The 17,447-nt window shown below is 28.1% G+C and carries 22 protein-coding genes and 1 tRNA gene; 3 read left to right on the top strand and 20 right to left on the bottom strand.

The window, feature by feature from the left end:
* Positions 1-35: 35 nt before the first annotated feature.
* From ACMFBB_RS05210 to ACMFBB_RS05165, 10 genes are all read right to left on the bottom strand, one after another.
* Positions 36-302, bottom strand: coding sequence for a hypothetical protein (locus ACMFBB_RS05210; protein ID WP_435263403.1), 267 nt, complete (start codon positions 300-302; stop codon positions 36-38).
* A 4-nt stretch (positions 303-306) separates the two neighbouring features.
* Complete coding sequence (locus ACMFBB_RS05205; protein WP_435263402.1) at positions 307-651, bottom strand: hypothetical protein; 345 nt, start codon at positions 649-651, stop codon at positions 307-309.
* Positions 652-722: 71 nt separating this feature from the next.
* Positions 723-1,034, bottom strand: a complete 312-nt coding sequence (locus tag ACMFBB_RS05200; protein WP_435263401.1) for a hypothetical protein — start codon at positions 1,032-1,034, stop codon at positions 723-725.
* Positions 1,035-1,037: 3 nt separating this feature from the next.
* Complete coding sequence (gene dnaG / locus ACMFBB_RS05195; RefSeq protein WP_435263400.1) at positions 1,038-4,436, bottom strand: DNA primase; 3,399 nt, start codon at positions 4,434-4,436, stop codon at positions 1,038-1,040.
* A 185-nt stretch (positions 4,437-4,621) separates the two neighbouring features.
* Positions 4,622-4,834, bottom strand: a complete 213-nt coding sequence (locus tag ACMFBB_RS05190; RefSeq protein ID WP_435263399.1) for a hypothetical protein — start codon at positions 4,832-4,834, stop codon at positions 4,622-4,624.
* A gap of 80 nt (positions 4,835-4,914) precedes the next feature.
* Positions 4,915-5,181 (bottom strand): hypothetical protein, encoded by a 267-nt coding sequence (locus ACMFBB_RS05185; RefSeq protein WP_435263398.1) that lies wholly within the window; start codon positions 5,179-5,181, stop codon positions 4,915-4,917.
* A 2-nt stretch (positions 5,182-5,183) separates the two neighbouring features.
* Entirely contained in the window at positions 5,184-5,387 is a 204-nt protein-coding gene (locus ACMFBB_RS05180; RefSeq protein WP_435263397.1) for a hypothetical protein, read from the bottom strand.
* A 3-nt stretch (positions 5,388-5,390) separates the two neighbouring features.
* Positions 5,391-5,990, bottom strand: a complete 600-nt coding sequence (locus tag ACMFBB_RS05175) for a helix-turn-helix transcriptional regulator (protein WP_435263396.1) — start codon at positions 5,988-5,990, stop codon at positions 5,391-5,393.
* 33 nt (positions 5,991-6,023) lie between these two features.
* The gene (locus ACMFBB_RS05170) at positions 6,024-6,194 is read right to left on the bottom strand and encodes a hypothetical protein (RefSeq protein ID WP_435263395.1); all 171 of its coding nucleotides are present in this window, start codon (positions 6,192-6,194) and stop codon (positions 6,024-6,026) included.
* Positions 6,195-6,309: 115 nt separating this feature from the next.
* Positions 6,310-6,597 carry a hypothetical protein gene (locus ACMFBB_RS05165; RefSeq protein ID WP_435263394.1) on the bottom strand — a complete coding sequence of 96 codons (288 nt, stop codon included), beginning with the start codon at positions 6,595-6,597 and terminating at the stop codon, positions 6,310-6,312.
* Between the two features lie 150 nt (positions 6,598-6,747).
* On the opposite strand from ACMFBB_RS05165, the gene ACMFBB_RS05160 reads away from it, so the two are divergent.
* Positions 6,748-7,191 (top strand): hypothetical protein, encoded by a 444-nt coding sequence (locus ACMFBB_RS05160; RefSeq protein ID WP_435263393.1) that lies wholly within the window; start codon positions 6,748-6,750, stop codon positions 7,189-7,191.
* A gap of 834 nt (positions 7,192-8,025) precedes the next feature.
* Here the strand turns inward: ACMFBB_RS05160 and ACMFBB_RS05155 are convergent.
* The 6 genes from ACMFBB_RS05155 to ACMFBB_RS05130 all read right to left on the bottom strand — a co-directional run bounded on the left by ACMFBB_RS05155 (position 8,026) and on the right by ACMFBB_RS05130 (position 11,480).
* Positions 8,026-8,214: a hypothetical protein gene (locus tag ACMFBB_RS05155; RefSeq protein WP_435263392.1), complete on the bottom strand. Its 189-nt coding sequence runs from the start codon at positions 8,212-8,214 to the stop codon at positions 8,026-8,028.
* A 154-nt stretch (positions 8,215-8,368) separates the two neighbouring features.
* Positions 8,369-9,058, bottom strand: coding sequence for a hypothetical protein (locus ACMFBB_RS05150; RefSeq protein WP_435263391.1), 690 nt, complete (start codon positions 9,056-9,058; stop codon positions 8,369-8,371).
* On the bottom strand, positions 9,036-9,230 hold the full coding sequence (locus ACMFBB_RS05145; RefSeq protein ID WP_435263390.1) for a hypothetical protein: 195 nt from the start codon (positions 9,228-9,230) through the stop codon (positions 9,036-9,038). The genes ACMFBB_RS05150 and ACMFBB_RS05145 overlap by 23 nt, the downstream gene beginning before the upstream one ends.
* Before the next feature lie 43 nt (positions 9,231-9,273).
* Positions 9,274-9,909: a response regulator transcription factor gene (locus ACMFBB_RS05140; protein WP_435263389.1), complete on the bottom strand. Its 636-nt coding sequence runs from the start codon at positions 9,907-9,909 to the stop codon at positions 9,274-9,276.
* Between the two features lie 148 nt (positions 9,910-10,057).
* A complete protein-coding gene (locus ACMFBB_RS05135; RefSeq protein ID WP_435263388.1) occupies positions 10,058-11,296 on the bottom strand; it encodes a tyrosine-type recombinase/integrase in 1,239 nt (412 codons plus the stop codon).
* A 110-nt stretch (positions 11,297-11,406) separates the two neighbouring features.
* Positions 11,407-11,480: transfer RNA gene (locus ACMFBB_RS05130), tRNA-Met, on the bottom strand.
* 106 nt (positions 11,481-11,586) lie between these two features.
* On the opposite strand from ACMFBB_RS05130, the gene ACMFBB_RS05125 reads away from it, so the two are divergent.
* Positions 11,587-11,970, top strand: coding sequence for an START-like domain-containing protein (locus ACMFBB_RS05125; protein ID WP_093871886.1), 384 nt, complete (start codon positions 11,587-11,589; stop codon positions 11,968-11,970).
* Positions 11,971-12,066: 96 nt separating this feature from the next.
* Positions 12,067-12,903, top strand: coding sequence for an aminotransferase class IV (locus ACMFBB_RS05120; RefSeq protein ID WP_435263387.1), 837 nt, complete (start codon positions 12,067-12,069; stop codon positions 12,901-12,903).
* Here ACMFBB_RS05120 and ACMFBB_RS05115 read toward each other — a convergent pair.
* From ACMFBB_RS05115 to ACMFBB_RS05100, 4 genes are all read right to left on the bottom strand, one after another.
* A complete protein-coding gene (locus tag ACMFBB_RS05115; protein WP_435263386.1) occupies positions 12,900-13,457 on the bottom strand; it encodes a YqgE/AlgH family protein in 558 nt (185 codons plus the stop codon). The two genes, ACMFBB_RS05120 and ACMFBB_RS05115, sit on opposite strands and share 4 nt — an antisense overlap.
* Positions 13,458-13,531: 74 nt before the next feature.
* The gene (locus tag ACMFBB_RS05110) at positions 13,532-14,281 is read right to left on the bottom strand and encodes a LytR/AlgR family response regulator transcription factor (RefSeq protein ID WP_435263385.1); all 750 of its coding nucleotides are present in this window, start codon (positions 14,279-14,281) and stop codon (positions 13,532-13,534) included.
* Between the two features lies 1 nt (position 14,282).
* Entirely contained in the window at positions 14,283-16,280 is a 1,998-nt protein-coding gene (locus ACMFBB_RS05105; protein ID WP_435263384.1) for a histidine kinase, read from the bottom strand.
* 75 nt (positions 16,281-16,355) lie between these two features.
* A complete protein-coding gene (locus ACMFBB_RS05100) occupies positions 16,356-17,444 on the bottom strand; it encodes a hypothetical protein (protein WP_435263383.1) in 1,089 nt (362 codons plus the stop codon).
* Positions 17,445-17,447: the final 3 nt, after the last annotated feature.

The following is a 17,447-nucleotide window of genomic DNA, read 5'->3' as shown; positions in this document are numbered from 1 at the left end:
GGGATAAAGACTGCTGATTTTGGCAGTCTTTATTATTACAGATTTAATATTGTTTGTTTATCCTTGTTTAATTCAGTCAAAAGAAATTCTAATCCTTTTTTTGATGCTCTATTTGTGTTATCAAGGTTTTTCAATGCCCTAGATATTTTTTGTTCCTGGTCTTTCAAAGTTTCTTCTAATGTTGACATACCTGGTTCTCCCCAACCTAAAGTTTGAGCTCCACAAATAACACTAAGTTCTTTATCTGTTTTTGTTATTCTCAAACAACAACAATCGTTTCCAATTTCAAATAGTACATCCATAATCCTACAGGTTAAATGCTTTATCTCCCTCTTCAAAATCATCAACATCTACTGTTACTTCAATTTTAATTTGTGCTGATCTTCCATCACTTAATTTAAATACATCAGTTGAAAAATTTATTCCACACGCCCAAAAGTCTAATACTAAATCTTCCAAACATCTATCTATTTCTTTAGATATAATTTTATTTCTTTTTAGTTTGTTTAAATCATCATCACCAATAGTATTTTTGTGATATTGATAGCCTCTTTCAAATATGGCTGCTAACTGATATTCATCAATTGTTATCGAGTTATCTTCTTTTATTTCTTCCCAAATTCTTTCAATTTCTTTATTTTTTGTATTCATAATTTATATATCATTTAAGTCCTGGTCTAGTTTTTTGTTTTTTGAAATAGTTTTGTTGATTTTTGTTTTAATCAGCTAATTACATGAGATTTAAAATACTCTTCGTCAGAAATGTAATAGTAGTTTCCAAGCTCTCCATCGTTTAAATATGTTACTTTATTATTGTTCATATTTTGATATATATCTATATCATTAATATTTTTTGGGATTACTTGACATAAGATCTCTTTTACATTGTCTGGAGTAATTTCATTTGTATTGTAAAGCAAACCTATAAATGTTGCACCTCTATACATGGCGGTTATCCATAAGTCTTTTTTTAATAAGTGAATATGTACTAAACATATATCAAGTAATTTTTTTGATATAATTGCTGTTTTCATTTATCATAATATTGATTGTTGTGGGGATTCTTCTCGTACCAATGTCACTACATTGTTTTCTTCCATACGGGTATAATTAAAAACAAAACAACTGCTGTTAATATGACCGTTACCATTCTTAAATTTTTTATCTTTTTTCTTCCCTATAAAGTAAGATCTACTTTTAAAGTAGTTTCGTATTGTAGTTTCTCCAATTACATCAATACCGTCTCTTAATGAAGCTTCTTTAACATAGTCTTGATGAACACTACTTAAACGTAAGTATAAAATTTTATCCCCTTTGGTATTCTGATAATCGAGCTCGTTTTTTTTACAAGTTATATGAGGTGTTTGTTCTATTTTGAAATGAACTAATTCTTGAATTCTACCATGTTCAAAAAGCCATTGTAATATTTTCCAGAATTCAGAAACTCCATTACTATCAGTAATTTGCTCAGAGTTTTCAATTATTGTTTTTACACAAATCTCTCTAAACTCTTTAAAATCAAAACCAATATCAATTTTATCTTTTAAAATTTCAACAGTAGTAATTAACTTTATAATACCTTCTAAAATTCGTTCTTGATAATCTTGTTCTTTTAGCTCATCTTTTAATTCTCTTGTAACTTCAGCATATACAATCGGTAATTGGTTTTCAAAATACGTACGATGTTCTATTATTTCTAAAACAAGTGATGAAACTCCTGCATTCATCCAATCAACCAATTTATTAAATTGTTCTTTTTGTGCTGCAGTAAATTTGTTACTTGGAAACATCATTGCAATGGTTCTGGTAGATAATGCATTGTCAAAAATTGATGGCAACCATTGCCCCATATACACTAAAGCAGAATTAATACGGTCGTTAGTAGTTCGTTTATCAGAAGTATTCATTCCTTTTTCACGCCCTAAACCATTATAACCACCCATTACTCCCTGTTGTATTTTAGGATCTACATTTTTATCTGAGTATTCATCCAAGGCAACTATTGTATTATAACACCTAGAAACTCTACGATTAAAACCAACATGGGTTGATTGAGATAAATCCAACGGTTTTAAATCGGTATAAAAAAAGTCTTGTAGAATTTGACCGAAAGTAGATTTTCCTGAATCCTTTTCACCAAAACAACCCAAAAGAGGAAACGATTTGTATTGTTTTAAAAATATATCTCTAAAACAACTGGCCAGCACAAATGATATTCCAATAAATGCTTTTTCTTTAAAAACTACTAACATTTGTTGTTGCCATTCCAACAAGCTTACAGGAGATTTTTTATATACAAAAGCCCTGTCATTTTCATAAGGGTCATCACCTTCATCATTTTTTCTATGCATCACTGAAAAAGCAGGGGAAAAATAATTTTCAATAGCCTCGTTATACTCATCTACATCGTTATCAATTCCATCAAGACAAACAATACCGTATTTATTTACTTTTTTAAATTCATTTTTATAATAAATCCCATCTGCAAAAGCCCAAAACCCTTGTGGATTCCAACCCATCGTATGTAGTTCTTTTGCTGGCTCAAATTCCTGGTCATATCTTCCTACAAATCTTTCAAAATGTTCGTTTCTGGTACCGTTTTCAACTTTAAATCTAAATCCACCAAGTTTGTACAACTCTCTTTTAAATTCTCCAAAATTAGCAAGCATGGTAGAATCAAAATCAATTAACCTACGTTTTGAAGTTTCGTTAATTAACTCAACAACACGTTTGTTTTCTTTTCTCCCGATTATGTGATACAACGGATTAAAAACAAAGTTTGAGCCACAAAAGAAATTTCCTCTTTGATCCTCGAAATAATAGCTATTATTTACTGTTACAAAACCAAACTGGTTGTACTCTTCTTGATCAGCTCCTTTTGGTAAATTCTTTTTTGCTGATTTAAATTTCCCATCTTTTTGTAGCCTGTTATCAGTAGCTTCTTTTTCTAAATTACCAATTTCAACTTTAAGTACTGAAGGAGTAAACCCTGTAACTTTAGCAACATGCCTTATATATTCATTTCTAGTTGCTTCTTTTTTTATTCTGAATAATACAAAGCATATTTTAGAAAGTGACATAGAACGTTTTCTAACATCATATTTTACAACGTTTTTTTCTTCTTTTTTATGTTCTTTTTTTAATACTTCAATCTCTTTTAATAAGGCGTTATTGTGTTTTTTAGCTACTGTAATCTCATCAGCTTCTTTTAGTTTTGATATATCGGTTAAATCTGATTTTAAGGAATCAATGTTTATCTGTAATACATCGTTTAAGTTATCAATATCTCGTTGATAATTATCACGAGTAGTATTTTCATCAGAAAATAAAAAATTAGTGTACCAATAAACAGCATCTTTTTTTGTTGCTTGAATCCACGCTTTTATATCATTATCTTTTCTTGAAAAACTATCAGGATCTTCTCCTTCAGGAAGCTGACAAACATCTACAGTAAAACCCGCTTCAATTGCTAGTTTAATATCTTTTATAGTCGCTTCAAAGCCTGCCTTATCAGCGTCTCTTAATAAAACTAAGTGCTTACAGTATTTTTTTAGTAATACTAAATGCTCTTCAGTTAAAGCAGTACCAAGTGTTGCAATTGAAACCGAACAATTAGCTTGATGTAGTGCAATAACATCAGTATAACCTTCGGTTAAAATTGCATACCCTTCTTTACTTATATCCTGTTTTGCTTGCCATAAGCCATATAAAACTCCTGATTTATTAAAAATATCACTCTCTTTCGAGTTTAAGTATTTTGGGAATTTCTCATCTTCATCTAAATTAGATTTTCTTCCACCAAAGCCAACAACTTTACCTTTGTGATTAAGTATAGGAAACATAATACGTTTTTTAAACATATCAAATGTTTTACCCTCTTTGGTCTTACACAAACCAAGCTTTTTAGCGTTTTCAAAATTATTGGTTTCTTGACTATTTTTAGTAATATCATTACTTAATGATGCAAAACCAATTTGAAAATCAATAGTAATTTCATCAGAATATTTTCTTTCAGCAATAAGTTTTTTTGCCCAATGTTTAGCGGGTAATTTTACATAGTTTTGTTTGTACACTGAACTGGCTAAAAAACTATATTCTTCTAAACTTTGTTTTGCTATCCTGGTTCTTTTTGCAACTTCACTTTCTTGGTGTTTTTCTAAACTTATATGATGAATTTTTGCAATAATTTCAATAGCATCAATAAATTCAACACTTTCTTGTTTTCTTATAAAACTAATTCCGTCGCCACCATTACCAGAACTAAAACATTTAAATATTTGCTTTGAAGGAGAAACAACAAAACTGGGTGTTTTTTCTGTAACAAAAGGGGAGAGGCCTTTATAATTAGCACCTTCTTTTTTTAACTGAACATACCCTTGTATTGTTTTTACAATATCAGCTTCTCTTACTTTATCAATAGTGTTTGGTGTGTACATTTTTAAACAATTTCTGTTTGTATTGAGTAATTTAATTTTTGTAGCTTTTTTAAAGCTTTGTTTACTTTTGGCGGATAATCATCCGCCTTGTAAAAACTGGAATAAAAACTGTTTTGTTTCTGGGTGAATACTTGAAATATGACTTTATAACTTGATGTAATTTATATCTCAAATAATTAGTGTTTTTATATTTTTTGCTCATGGTAATACGAGTATTTAAGTAACGTTTTAGCATTAGGATGCTTTTTGCATGTACTACCTTGATTGGTTTCTTGAATTTTAGATGATATCTCACTATTTGTAAAATCATCTTCAAGCTCAATAATTAAAAAGCTATTCTTTAACTTATGGTTGCACACGCTACAAAGCTCTTTTACCCTAATGTGTTTGGTTATCATTGTTTAAGTGTTTTTGGTAATACAATTCAACAGTCATTATTTGTTTTGGGGCTTCAGGAATTGATTTAGATTGCAAAATTTCATCTAAGTACTTTGATGCCTTTTCTGGTGATTTCGTTTCCTTCAATAACTGTGATTTCATTTGCTCTACTTTTATCGAACTCAGACAACCACTCGGGGTGTGATTTTGATATTTTATTGCGGTATTCTTTGATTTTATCATCATAGAAGTTTTTAGTAAGGTTAAAAGAAGCCTTTGACCAATCTTCTTTAGATTTCAATATGAATTCTCTTTGATTGTAATAGCGTTTAAGTTCTACTTTAAAAAAATCTGATTTTAGTTTCATGTTTAAAGCCTTTCTAATAATTTTTGTTTTTGTTCTAATGAAAGTTTACTTTTTTTAGTTTTTTCTGTAGAAGAAGGCTCTGGTGTTTCAACAATCCTGCAAGATTTATCTACTAATTTTTTTAACATTTGTTCTCCCTTTATTACAAGGTTTTTACCCTTTTTAATAAATGCATGGGCTATTTTAATTTGTTCTTCTACAGTCATAATTTAAAGTTGTATTACACCATATTTTTGAGCTTTTAATACAAAAGCAGTTTTATTGGTTACGCCACATTTTTTAAACAGTTCACGCTTTAAATAGTCTAAGTAAGAGTGTGATATATTTAAACTGTCTGCAATTCTTTTATCTGTTAAGTCTTTTTTAAAAAAATCAGTGATTAAAATTTCACGAGGTGTTAAAATGTAATCTTGAATCTTAAATACTTTATGCTTAAAAATCATACTTGGGCAGTTGTCAGAGTCTCTAAAATTTTCAGGCTCTTGAAGTACTCCATCTAAAATATCAGGAGTAGTATCAATAGCACCATATAAATAATAGGTGTACAACTCAAGTTGTTTGCTAGGAAGTGAAGTAACTTTACTTAGAAACTCTTGTGCAGGTTTATCAGAGTTGTATTTTGCTTTTAATTGAGCTACGTATTTTAATGGAAGATCAGAAAACTGATGTGTTTTTCCATTTTGTATATACACTACCTCTTTAGTGTTTTTTATACCTGCAAATTCTATATTAGAATCTGATGGTAAAAACCCAGCAACTATTTGCTGTTGAGCTTCATTTTTGGTACTTTTGTTTACTGTAGTAATCATGGATTTATACGATTAAATGATTATTATTAATGATTAGGAATCTGTAGCTGCAACTACAGATTTTCTAATTTTTTGACCTTTTGCAATTACTTTACTTAATTTTTTTTCTAAAAACGGATACTGTTTTATTTCGTTTTTATTTACTGCTTGGTAAGATTCAACAATTGCTAATAATTCGTTGTGGTTTTGTATTAGTGCTGACATAATATGGTTGTTAAAACCGCTCGTCAACCCCTAGTATCAGAGCGGTAAAATGAAATTAAAATTACGTGTTTTCTTACTCGCCAGTAACAATGAACGTATATCTAAAAATCAACTATTAACAAACATCTACTACATTTGTTTTTAAACTGTCTTTATCTTTTTGGTATTGGTTAAATACGCCCTCAATAACTTTTGCTTCTTCAAGGGTTTCTTTTTGGTGCTGAGTAAACACAACTGCAATTGCTTTTGCTACTTCTAGGTTATCTCTAGTACCTAAATACACCTGACCAATAAATGAAGTTGACACCTTTATACCTTTATCTTGAAGGTGCTTTTGTACCTTTAATCGATATTTAGGTGGCTTTATTAGTGCTAATTCTTTTCTTTGTTTTTGTGATATCATAGAAATCATATTATGTAAACACTCTAACAATTATTAGTATTAACTATATTTGTGTAATGTTTGTGTTACGTTTGAGTTACAAACATAAAGACATTTTTCTTAATTACAAACTTTTATCTTAATTATTTAAGATATTATTCTTAATTAGATATGAATAACAGTAACGAAATTGGTGAAAGAATAGCCCACATAATCAGTAATTACGGGGAATCTATAAACTCCTTTGAAAAAAAAATAAGTGTATCAACTAATTCTATTGGCGCAGCTATAAGAAAAAAATCTGCACTTAAAAGTAATGTTTTGATAAAAATCTTAGAAGTTTTCCCTGAAATAAACCCAACTTGGCTTCTTGTAGGTAAAGGCGAAATGTTACTGTCAGACACAAAACCAGAAACTACTTCATCAGAAACTACTTTAGCATCATTAGAATTAGATCTTAAAAGAAAAGATTTTGAAATAAAAGGTATGTTGCTTGAATTTCAAGAATTAAAGGAAGATGTTGAGTTGTTAAAGAAAATTACTTCACTTGAAGAAAAATATATTGATATAGTTGATCAAAAGTTAGACAAAGCTATAGACTCTAAAAAAGGGTAATTTATATTTTTCAGTACATCTATAAATAGTCGTTGTCACAAATAAATTAACGAATTTTCGAGATCTTTTATTAATTCGTAAATTTATTGTGAATAATTATGTGAATAATAATGACCTTTAAAACCTAAAGGACAAGCATGTTAATTGCTATATTTGTGTTGTTGAAATGATAGTTTTTGGTGTTCGATAAAAACAATTTACTCATAGTACAATGTAATAACGTCATTGATTAAAAACACAAAACATATCAACTTTCAAAGATATTAACTAACACAAGCTTTATTCTTGTTTATAACTTTTCTATATAATAATAGTTAAGAATATAAGTAAACCTGATGATTTGTTTTATCTTTGAAAAACAGAAATAAAAAAAGACATACGCTTAAGTTTGGAGACCTGAGTACATCTTTTTTAAATTACTTGGACATCAATAATAAAAATTGACTCCTAAATAAGAAATTGTTTAACTAAAAATATTCAATTATGGATTTAAAAAAAACCAAAATTGAAAAACTCAATAGTTGTATAAAAATAATAGGCCTACTATTAGAATTTATAACAATTGTTATAGAGCTTTTTAATTAAAAGAAAAGTGGCCGTTTTTAAACGGTCATTTTCAATTCTACTACAAATATACGTATTATTTTTATAATATTCTATATAAGAAGACTTATAAGAATACCTTTAACATATACTAAACAATATATTTAATAGTATACTTCCAAAAATACCTTTAAGTATAATAAGATTAAAAACACAATTAATCATAAAACTATTAATAAGTTTTAAATAATATAAAGCTTAAACAGTACTTATAAAACAATTACTTAAACTTTAATTTAAACAATACCAATTTGCTCTATTGCTATTACTTTTAGTACTTATTTTAAGTTCTTTTTTAATTTGTGTTATTTCATTTTTAAGAATAATTAGATGGATAAATTTTTCGGTATTATTTAAATCTTTATTGTCTTCAATTTTATAAATTTCTTGTTCAATCTCTCTAATCTTTTTTATACTCATCTTTTATCTTTTTTCTAGTGAAGTAAAACTAAAAAAACTAATTGTTTAGAACTCTAAACGAAAACACAAAAATACTATAAACAAAACCCTAAATTTACTATAAACAAAACCCCAAGTAATCACTTGGGGTTTGTTATATTTATATGTTTATTTATTACAACTTTGACTTTGTTAGCTTTTCAAACATGTTAAACATATCTTTTTGTTTACCTGGTTTAGTATTTAAAACTGTAAAGCGTGATATTTCTCGAATATCTCCTTTTAAGCTATTAATATAACTTTGTTTATACTTGGTAAAAATGTAAAGACCTATAGTAACAAAACAAGCTGAAAAAATAGTAAGCAATAAATACGTTAACTTACTAAAATCTTGAAATGTATTAAATATCCAAAAGAGATTAAATATTCCAACTGACAATACGAACGTATGAAATACCTTGCTAGAAAAATTTTTCCGATCATAATAAAATGAACGAATTAAATTAAATATAGAGTAGACTAATATTAAGAATGTCAAACCAAACCTTTCTAAAAAAAAGTGCAACGATTTAAAACCAAATACTTTTTCATCTTTTTTAGTTTCAAGAAATATCTTCCAAGCTTTATCAGTTAAGGTTTTTGAATTGATGAATGTTTCATATTCCTTTGTTCCTTTAGAGCTCTCTATAATGTTTAGTATAGCTTTTGTTCTTTCTTTTTTTATTGATTTATGGGAATCTAATTTACTTTGATAACCATCACTAAAAGGAGTGACAAATTTATGTGAATAAAATAATGTGGCACATAATAAAACCAGAAAGTAAACAATAATATTTTTTGGATTAAATACCGTTGTCACCATCATTTTCACCATCGCTATCGCTCGTGGTAGTATCTTCTTTATCGATACTTTGAATTGAGTTAAGAAGTTCTTCATGTTCTTCTGTATTATCTGTACAAGAAACAAATGCTAAGCTTACTACGAATACTGCTAATAATATTTTTTTCATAATCATTGAGTTTAAGTTAAAACCCAAAGATACAAAAGCTTACATTTTATAACTTTATACTTAATTAATATTAGTTAAAATCATTTTTAATTGCCAACTTAACTAAGCCAACATTTGTTTTTACTTCTAATTTATCTCTCATTCTAAATAAATGAGCTCTTACGGTAGCTTCTTCAATGCCAATAAAATCAGAAACTTCTTTATTTGAATACCCTCCTAAAATTAGCTTTAAAATTGCTACTTGCGTGTCTGAAAGTATTTCATCTAAATTAACCCCTTCTTTGTCATTACAAGGTTTACTCTCATGCTCAATAATAATACTTTTAACTTCAGGCGAGTAATACAAAAAACCATCATTTACCATTTTTAATGCTTTTACGATATTTTCAAGTATATCAGATTTTAATAAATAACCTCTAGCACCTTTAGCCATAGAGTTTTTAATAAAGTCATAATCTACATAACCAGAAAACATTAAAACTTTTTGTTCAATATTATTATCTAAAAAGTATTGCAACACATCATTACCATCCATATTGGGCATGCTATAGTCAACAATCAAAACATCAGCAGTATTGTTTTTGAGATACTTTAATAACTCTACACCATCACTGCTCCATCCGTCAACTGTAATTCCTTCTGCCTCTAACATAGCCTTAAAGCCTTCGTAAATTACTTTGTGATTATCAACTACATGCACCTTCATTCTTTCTTAATTTTTTTCTTAAACTCGTTACAAATGTAATAAGAACATTGCTAAATAACTGTAAACAAATACGTTTACTTACTGTAAACAAATCCCTAGTACGGTTAAGGGAAAGCCCTTAGATATTGTTTTTTTTTATCAAAAAAAATTAATCAGGTTTTTCAGTCTCATAAAAAGAAGCGTCCACATTTTTTAATCTATTAATAGTACGTTGCTTTTCATTTACTGCATAATGTTCTTTCATCATTTTACTAGAGGTATGAGAGTTTAGTTTTTGAGCATGAGCAATATCAAGTTGTTCAGAAATTTTATCACCATATAAATGCTTTAATGAGTAAAAATCGGCAGTTATATTCAATTGGTTTTTTACATGTGTTTTCCAACGCCTGGTAATTTGTTCGTACCTAATAGGGTTTTTACCTTTTGATAGTCCTTTTGAAAATAAATAATCGTTAGGGTTTAAGGTGGTTGAATTTCCTTTTTGTTCATTAATAACCTCTATCCAAAGGTGTGCAAAGTTTTTATTTATGGGTTTTAGTACTTCTTTATGTTGTTGTCCTTTTTTAATAAAAACCTTAAATTCAAGCTTATTTATATTTACATCTTTTACTTGTACCTGAAGTATTTCAGAAACCCTTGATCCGCTAGAATAAAAGATCATCATAAAACGCCAAAAAGTATAATAGTTAGATTTTAAATGAAAATGCACTCGTTTTCTGTCTTCTTCGGTTAAAATTTCACGTAGTAGTTTATCAGTAGTTAGTTTTTTAATTTTATAAGTAGGGTTATGCTCTAATATTTCATCTTCAATCATGTCGCCAAACAAAGCGCTTAATTGAGCTTTGTATTTATTGTACTTATAGTTTGATATGTTTCTAGTTTCTTGCTGATGCCTTAGAAGTGCTTTTATATCTTTTCGTGCAATTTGACTTATAGATTTGTATTGAAGCTGCAATGCATATATTGAAACTTTTAAAAATTTCACCATAGAAGTAATGTCGGTTCTATAGCTATCAGATATTTTTTTAATTTTTAGGTAATACTCTAAAGAATCTATTAATGTACTGTTTTGAGTTATGGAATTTTTAACTTCCATATATTTTTTAGTAATAGGATTCCAATGTTCGTTTACTAATTTACTTACTAAGCCATCAATTAAAATTTGTGTAGCTTCTCTTCGTTCGCCTAAAGTTTTGAAATCGTTCATCCCTTTCATGCGATAGCGTTTGCCATTTGGATATTGTTTTTGGAGTAGGGGGTCGGTGAAATAATAGTTAATGGTCCATACTTTTAAAAGCAGTTCTTTACCACCAGTCTTCCAATTTTTAGGAGTTACAGTTGGATAAGTGACTTTACAGCCACTTGAAAGTGAAATAATTTTTTTCATTTTTTACTTTACATTTTTGGCACGTTTACTGGCACGGCAGTTTAAAATGTAAATCTTGCAGGATTGTAAAAAAACGAAAAACCCCTTATTTTATAAGGGGTTTTTATCTGTAGCGAAGAGCAGATTTGAACTGCCGACCTCAGGGTTATGAATCCTGCGCTCTAACCAACTGAGCTACCTCGCCTCATTGCGGGTGCAAATATAGAAGTTTTTTTGTTTCACACAACAAAAAAAAACAATTTTTTTTAAAAGAAATATTTGTATATATTGGCGGACAAACAAAAAAATAAATGAGTAAAGTTAAATTTGAATTAGAGTTTCCAATACATGCTTCTCCAAGTATGTTATATCAATATTTAGCAACGCCTGCAGGATTAGAAGAGTGGTTTGCTGATAGAGTGAATTCTAGAGGTAAATTAATTACCTTCATTTGGGATGACTCTGAGGAAGAGGCTAAAATAATGGCTAGTAAAACTGACGAACGCATAAAATTTAAGTGGACAGAAAGTGAGGGGGATGAAAGTTATTTTGAATTTAAAATACAGGTAGATCCTATTACTAAAGATGTGGCCGTACTTGTTACTGATTTTGCCGATGACGAAGACGATGCTGAAGAAGCCAAAATGTTGTGGACAAACCAAATTGAAGAATTAAAACACACTATTGGAGCTTAATAGAAAAGCCTTAAAAAAAACTCGACAATTTGTCGAGTTTTTTTGTATACATAACTTACTTAAATTAGTAAGTTTGCATTTGTAAAAATTAGTATAATGGTAAACTTTAACGGAACAATTGTATCGCCTAAAGAATTGCAAATATCTCCTGAAAACAGAGCGTTTAAATATGGAGATGGGGTTTTTGAAACTATAAAGGTAGAAAATAATAGAGTTATCTTTTTCGAAGATCACTATTTCCGATTAATGGCTTCAATGAGAATGTTACGTATGAAAATTCCTATGGAGTTTACTCTTGAGTTCTTACAGGATCAAATATTAAAAACAGTAAAAGAAAATGTGACTCAAAACACTAGTAGTAGAGTTAAATTAACTGTTTTTAGAAAAGATGGAGGATTATATACTCCAAAAACGAATGAAGTTGATTATTTGATAGATGTTAAACCAATTAGCTTAAAAGAAAAAAATAGTTATACCATTGATTTATATAAAGATTTTTATAACTATTCAGGGTTATTGTCTACAGTAAAAACAACAAATAGAATGTTGAATACTTTAGCTTCAATTTTTGCAAAAGAAAATGATTTTGATAATTGTATCTTATTAAATGAACGTAAAGGCGTAGTTGAGGTTACGAATGGTAATATATTTATTGTAAAAGGTAATACTATTAAAACACCAGCATTAACAGAAGGTTGCATTAAAGGAGTGATTAGAAAAAAAATAATTGAAATAGTTACTAAACATCCTGATTTTACTATAGAAGAAACTACCATTTCTCCATTTGAAATTCAAAAGTCAGACGAGGTTTTTATAACAAACGCAATAGTAGGTATTACGTCTGTTACGAATTATCGTAAAAAAATATTTAATGATTTAGTGGCACAAAAGCTAAAAAACAGTTTAAAACTAGCTAGTTTTACAATGAGTTAATTTAGTTGAACATCACTGGGGGCATTTGCCCAAATTTTATATTCACCTCCTTTTTTTAGAAGTTGATTTTTCCAAATAGTCTTGTTGTTAATAGCTAATATATTGGGATACTTGTTTTTAGAAATGAACCAAGAATTGGTATTTAATTCATCATCTAATTGAGTAGGTTCCCAACCAGAATAACCTAAGAAAAAACGAATATCACTAGGTTTGATTTTATGGTTATTAAGGTGTTCTTTTAAGTAGTTAAAATTACCTCCCCAATAAATACCATCAGTTACTTCTACGCTATTGGGTAACAAATCTGGAACTTTATGAATAAAATATAAATTGTCTTGCTCAACAGGTCCACCTTGGTACACTGTAAAATCACAATTAATGTCAGGAACTAAATCGCTGAGCGTATAATGTAAAGGTCTGTTTAAAATAAAACCAACAGAACTTGCTTCTGAATGTTCAGTGAGTAATATAATAGCTCTTTTAAAAGAATTGTCATTTAAGATAGAAGGTTCCGCTATTAATAATCTTCCTTTTTGAGGTTTTAATACATCCATAAACTTGTATTTGAAACACCAATATAAGTAAAAATTAATAAAAATTTAACATAATTAATAAAATATATATTAACTTATAGTTTCTGAAGTGCTTCAATAACTTCTGTTCGTTTACGAACTGATACTGGTACAGTTTTATTATTTTGTAAAAGAATATACCCTCCATCAGATTTTATAAATTCTTTTACATATTGTAAATTAATAAGGTGACTTTGATGAACCCTTATAAAATCATATTCTTTAAGAATGTCTGAAAAATATTTTAATGTTTTACCCACCAGTATCTTTTGATGATCAGCCATATAAAATTCAGTGTAATTGTTATCTGATTTGCAGTGTATAATATCATTTAAGTTTACTACTATAATTTTATCTGATGAATGTAAAGAAATCTTTTTTGGACGTTGGTTAGGGTGTGTTATCGATTCTTGTAAAACTGTTAATTGTTCTTTATTTGGAATAATTTGAAGTTTTGCTTTTTCTATAGAGTTTGTTAAGTCGTCTGTTGAATAGGGTTTTAAAACATAATCTATAGCTGCAAATTTAAAGGCTTTTATAGCGTATTCATCACTGGCAGTTACAAATATGACCTTGGATGATAAATTAGGATGAATTTCTAGAATATCAAAACCAGTACCATCCCCTAACATAATATCTAAAAATAAGATATCGGGTTGTTTTTTTCTGAGTAATTTTGATGCTTCAACTACACTTTTTGCTGTGCCAATAATTTCTATCTCTGGATGTTTTCTTTCTAAATCATTTTGTAACATCTCTATTGCAGAAGATATATCATCAATAAGAATAGCCGTGAGTTTATTCATTTTAAAAATCAGTTTTTAAAGGTATTTTAAACCAAACTTTAGTTCCTTTTACAGTGTCATTTTCTATAACCTCATTAATTTTTATAGAAATATTTGAAGTTAAGTTTTTAATACGTTCTTTAGTAACTTTAATAGCTAAAGAAGCATGATCATTTGTTTTTTTATTCTTTTGTGACTGGTGAACACCCACACCGTTATCAATAATTTCACAATGTAAGTGATTTTTAATATCATAAAACTTTACTGTTATCTTACCTTTATTGATGTTTTTTATACCGTGCTTAATACTGTTTTCAATAAAAGGTTGAATAAGCATAGGAGGTATTAATACTTCTTCAGCATCATATGTAAGTTGAGTTTGAATATCATAAGTAAAGAGATTACTACTCATTTGTTGCTCTAATGAAATGTAGTTTTTTAACGTAGCTATCTCGTCAGATAAATTAACTTCTTCTTTTCTTGAAGTGTTTAATATAGAACGTAGTAGGTTTGAGAATTTATTAATAGTAGTATTTAAGTCGTCAAGTTTTCCTGAATTGCCTAAAGCTTTTATCCCGTTAAGTACATTAAAAATAAAATGAGGATTCATTTGTAGTTGCAAAGCTTTCTGCTCAAGAGAAAGTAGGTGATTTTTTATTTCTAGTTTCTTAATGTTCTCTTTGTTTATTCTTCTTATTTTTTTGATATATTTATATGTAATAAAACCACCCAGTAGTAATAAGAAACAGATTGCTAACCATTGAAACAAATTTTTTTTATAAAAAGGTTTATCAATAAAAAATTGAAAATGAATAGGTTTACTTTCTTGTTTGTTAGCTAATTTAGATTGAACAGAGAAAGTATAATTACCTGATTTTAAGTTAGCGAGGTTTACAGAGTTATTGTTAGACCATGGACTAAAATTACCATTTAATTTATAACGATAAAGTACTTTTTTAGGATTGTTTATATCAATTGATTTATAAGTAAAAGCCAGGTGGTTTTTTCCAGGAGGTATTTGTAAAATACCCTTGTAGCTATTAAAATTTATGCTATCAATTGTTTTATACACTACTTCAATATCTTCAAAGGATATTAAAGGAGTCATTGATTTTTCTTGAACCTTATTCTCTTGTTTATAAATTCCTTTATCATTGGTTGCAATCCAAATATTATGTTGACTATCTTGAAATACAGCTGTAATGGCATTTGTTTTAAGAGTGTTGTATTTGTTTATTTTTTTGATAAATGAAAAATTTAAATCTAAAACTTCAATACCATTACTATTTGAATATATCCAAAATTGATTCTTAATCTTCTTTATACCTTTAATTTTTTTTGTAGTTGAATGTATTGTTTTAATAGTGTCGTCTACAATTACTTTTATACCACTATTAAATGTACTAGTAATAACTTGTTTATTATGAATAATAATAGCAGTGTAATTAGCTAAGTCAATTCTTTTAAGAAGCTTAGGTTTTAATAAGTTGTCAATTTTCCACAATGCTTTTTGAGTAGCAACCCAATAAAATTCTCCATCAAATTGAATGTCATTAATTGAAGTTAAATCTATTTGGAAATTAGTACGAAGAGGAGATAAAAAATCGTCTCGTAACCGATAGATTCCTTTTTTTGTTCCTAAAAAAATATGGTTTCCAATTTTTGAAATACAGTTAATTTTTTTGCTTTCAAAAGATTGAAAATTAGTAAGCTGTTTTATAAATAAACTCTTTGGTGAGCCTATTAAAAGTCCATTGTCAATAGTAGCTAGTTTAGTTATGTAATTTGTTTTTAAACCTTCTTTTCTTGAAAAAGTAATGTAATTATTTCCGTCAAATTGAGTTATTCCTTTGTTAGAAGCAAACCATATGTAGCCAAGATTATCTTGTATTATATCGGTGATAGAGTTACTAGGTAAACCATCTTCTGAGGTGTAATTTTTAAAGTTTTCATTTTGAGCAATTAATGATGTAGCTTTTAATAAAAAGAAAAAATAAATAATGTATTTTAAAAACTTCATGTAACAAACTTAGTTAATTTAACCGTTACTATTAAAAATAATATTCTATTTCTAATAGTAACGGTTGTTAAATTTTTATTTCATAGCATATAAACGTTTATTTGCAGTATCTGGCTTTACATGTTCTAAATCACCATAAGGTTTTGTAATAGGTTTTAATACACATAATACTGTTGACATTCCTTTTAAAGTAAGTTTGCTATTCTTCACTTTCCAAGTCCATCTAAATTTTTCAATAGGAATATTTAATTGGTTTACTTTTTTAGTTAAATCTTCATCACTAGCAATCCAATCCATTACTTCTTCTTCCATTGTAAATGAAGGGATGTCATTATCAGAATTACTATAATCTATTTCAAGTTTAATAGGCACATTATATTGTTGCGTATATGGTTCTCCTATGTAACGTTCTTTTTCATTCGTTAAAGCAGCAAACCATTCTACTTCTTTTTCATTTTGATATTTTCTAGCAATTTCTTTTGATAAATCTACTTTTCCAGGTGAATTTGCTGTCGGGTAAAAAACATAAAATGCCTCTGCTAAATAATGGTTTGTAAATTCACCTCCAAAAATATTGTAATATGGAGATGCTATTATTTGTGGTGTTTTATCTGTTATAAAAGTACTTTTTAGGTTATTTATTAATGCTGTGTTTTTTGCTAATTGATTAGCATGAAATATAATTTTAGTATCATTAGTTATGACATTTTTTAATGTAGGTATATTACCTTTGTTTATACATTCTTTTAATGATTCTGTAGTGATTTTTTCACCATTTACTACCGTTTCTAAATCCATACCTAACCATGGATTTGTTTTATTTACAATATGAATTTCTCCGTATGGATTGGTAGTTGCATTTGTATTTAACCACTCAATAATTTCTTCTAATGAATATGCATTTTCTATAATTTGGTAATTTTTATCTTTAAAAAAGGTTCTTGCACCATTATAAAAATTGCCATCTTTTTTATCGTATCCAGTAATAAATACAACAGGACTTCTATATGCTATATTAGTTTCTTTTTTTATTGTGTTTACAGCTGTTTTTTCTATGTTTTTTGTTGCTTTTTCTGTTTTTTCAGTATTAACGCAGCTTGTAAATTGTCCAATTATTGATAACAATCCCATTGTCATTCCTATAGTTCTGATTACTTTTTTCATAAT

The organism is Tenacibaculum sp. nBUS_03, from assembly GCF_051201695.1.
Classification (GTDB): domain Bacteria; phylum Bacteroidota; class Bacteroidia; order Flavobacteriales; family Flavobacteriaceae; genus Polaribacter.
This window is presented reverse-complemented; position numbering and strand designations above follow the sequence as displayed.

Coding starts and splice junctions, on each gene's coding strand:
- ACMFBB_RS05185 (WP_435263398.1), bottom strand. CDS start 5,181: ATGAAACTAAAATCAGATTTTTTTAAAGTAGAACTTAAACGCTATTAC.
- ACMFBB_RS05165 (WP_435263394.1), bottom strand. CDS start 6,597: ATGATATCACAAAAACAAAGAAAAGAATTAGCACTAATAAAGCCACCT.
- dnaG (WP_435263400.1), bottom strand. CDS start 4,436: ATGTACACACCAAACACTATTGATAAAGTAAGAGAAGCTGATATTGTA.
- ACMFBB_RS05110 (WP_435263385.1), bottom strand. CDS start 14,281: ATGAATAAACTCACGGCTATTCTTATTGATGATATATCTTCTGCAATA.
- ACMFBB_RS05105 (WP_435263384.1), bottom strand. CDS start 16,280: ATGAAGTTTTTAAAATACATTATTTATTTTTTCTTTTTATTAAAAGCT.
- ACMFBB_RS05155 (WP_435263392.1), bottom strand. CDS start 8,214: ATGAGTATAAAAAAGATTAGAGAGATTGAACAAGAAATTTATAAAATT.
- ACMFBB_RS05170 (WP_435263395.1), bottom strand. CDS start 6,194: ATGTCAGCACTAATACAAAACCACAACGAATTATTAGCAATTGTTGAA.
- ACMFBB_RS05140 (WP_435263389.1), bottom strand. CDS start 9,909: ATGAAGGTGCATGTAGTTGATAATCACAAAGTAATTTACGAAGGCTTT.
- ACMFBB_RS05125 (WP_093871886.1), top strand. CDS start 11,587: ATGAGTAAAGTTAAATTTGAATTAGAGTTTCCAATACATGCTTCTCCA.
- ACMFBB_RS05180 (WP_435263397.1), bottom strand. CDS start 5,387: ATGACTGTAGAAGAACAAATTAAAATAGCCCATGCATTTATTAAAAAG.
- ACMFBB_RS05100 (WP_435263383.1), bottom strand. CDS start 17,444: ATGAAAAAAGTAATCAGAACTATAGGAATGACAATGGGATTGTTATCA.
- ACMFBB_RS05210 (WP_435263403.1), bottom strand. CDS start 302: ATGGATGTACTATTTGAAATTGGAAACGATTGTTGTTGTTTGAGAATA.
- ACMFBB_RS05175 (WP_435263396.1), bottom strand. CDS start 5,990: ATGATTACTACAGTAAACAAAAGTACCAAAAATGAAGCTCAACAGCAA.
- ACMFBB_RS05190 (WP_435263399.1), bottom strand. CDS start 4,834: ATGATAACCAAACACATTAGGGTAAAAGAGCTTTGTAGCGTGTGCAAC.
- ACMFBB_RS05150 (WP_435263391.1), bottom strand. CDS start 9,058: ATGATGGTGACAACGGTATTTAATCCAAAAAATATTATTGTTTACTTT.
- ACMFBB_RS05160 (WP_435263393.1), top strand. CDS start 6,748: ATGAATAACAGTAACGAAATTGGTGAAAGAATAGCCCACATAATCAGT.
- ACMFBB_RS05120 (WP_435263387.1), top strand. CDS start 12,067: ATGGTAAACTTTAACGGAACAATTGTATCGCCTAAAGAATTGCAAATA.
- ACMFBB_RS05205 (WP_435263402.1), bottom strand. CDS start 651: ATGAATACAAAAAATAAAGAAATTGAAAGAATTTGGGAAGAAATAAAA.
- ACMFBB_RS05200 (WP_435263401.1), bottom strand. CDS start 1,034: ATGAAAACAGCAATTATATCAAAAAAATTACTTGATATATGTTTAGTA.
- ACMFBB_RS05115 (WP_435263386.1), bottom strand. CDS start 13,457: ATGGATGTATTAAAACCTCAAAAAGGAAGATTATTAATAGCGGAACCT.
- ACMFBB_RS05135 (WP_435263388.1), bottom strand. CDS start 11,296: ATGAAAAAAATTATTTCACTTTCAAGTGGCTGTAAAGTCACTTATCCA.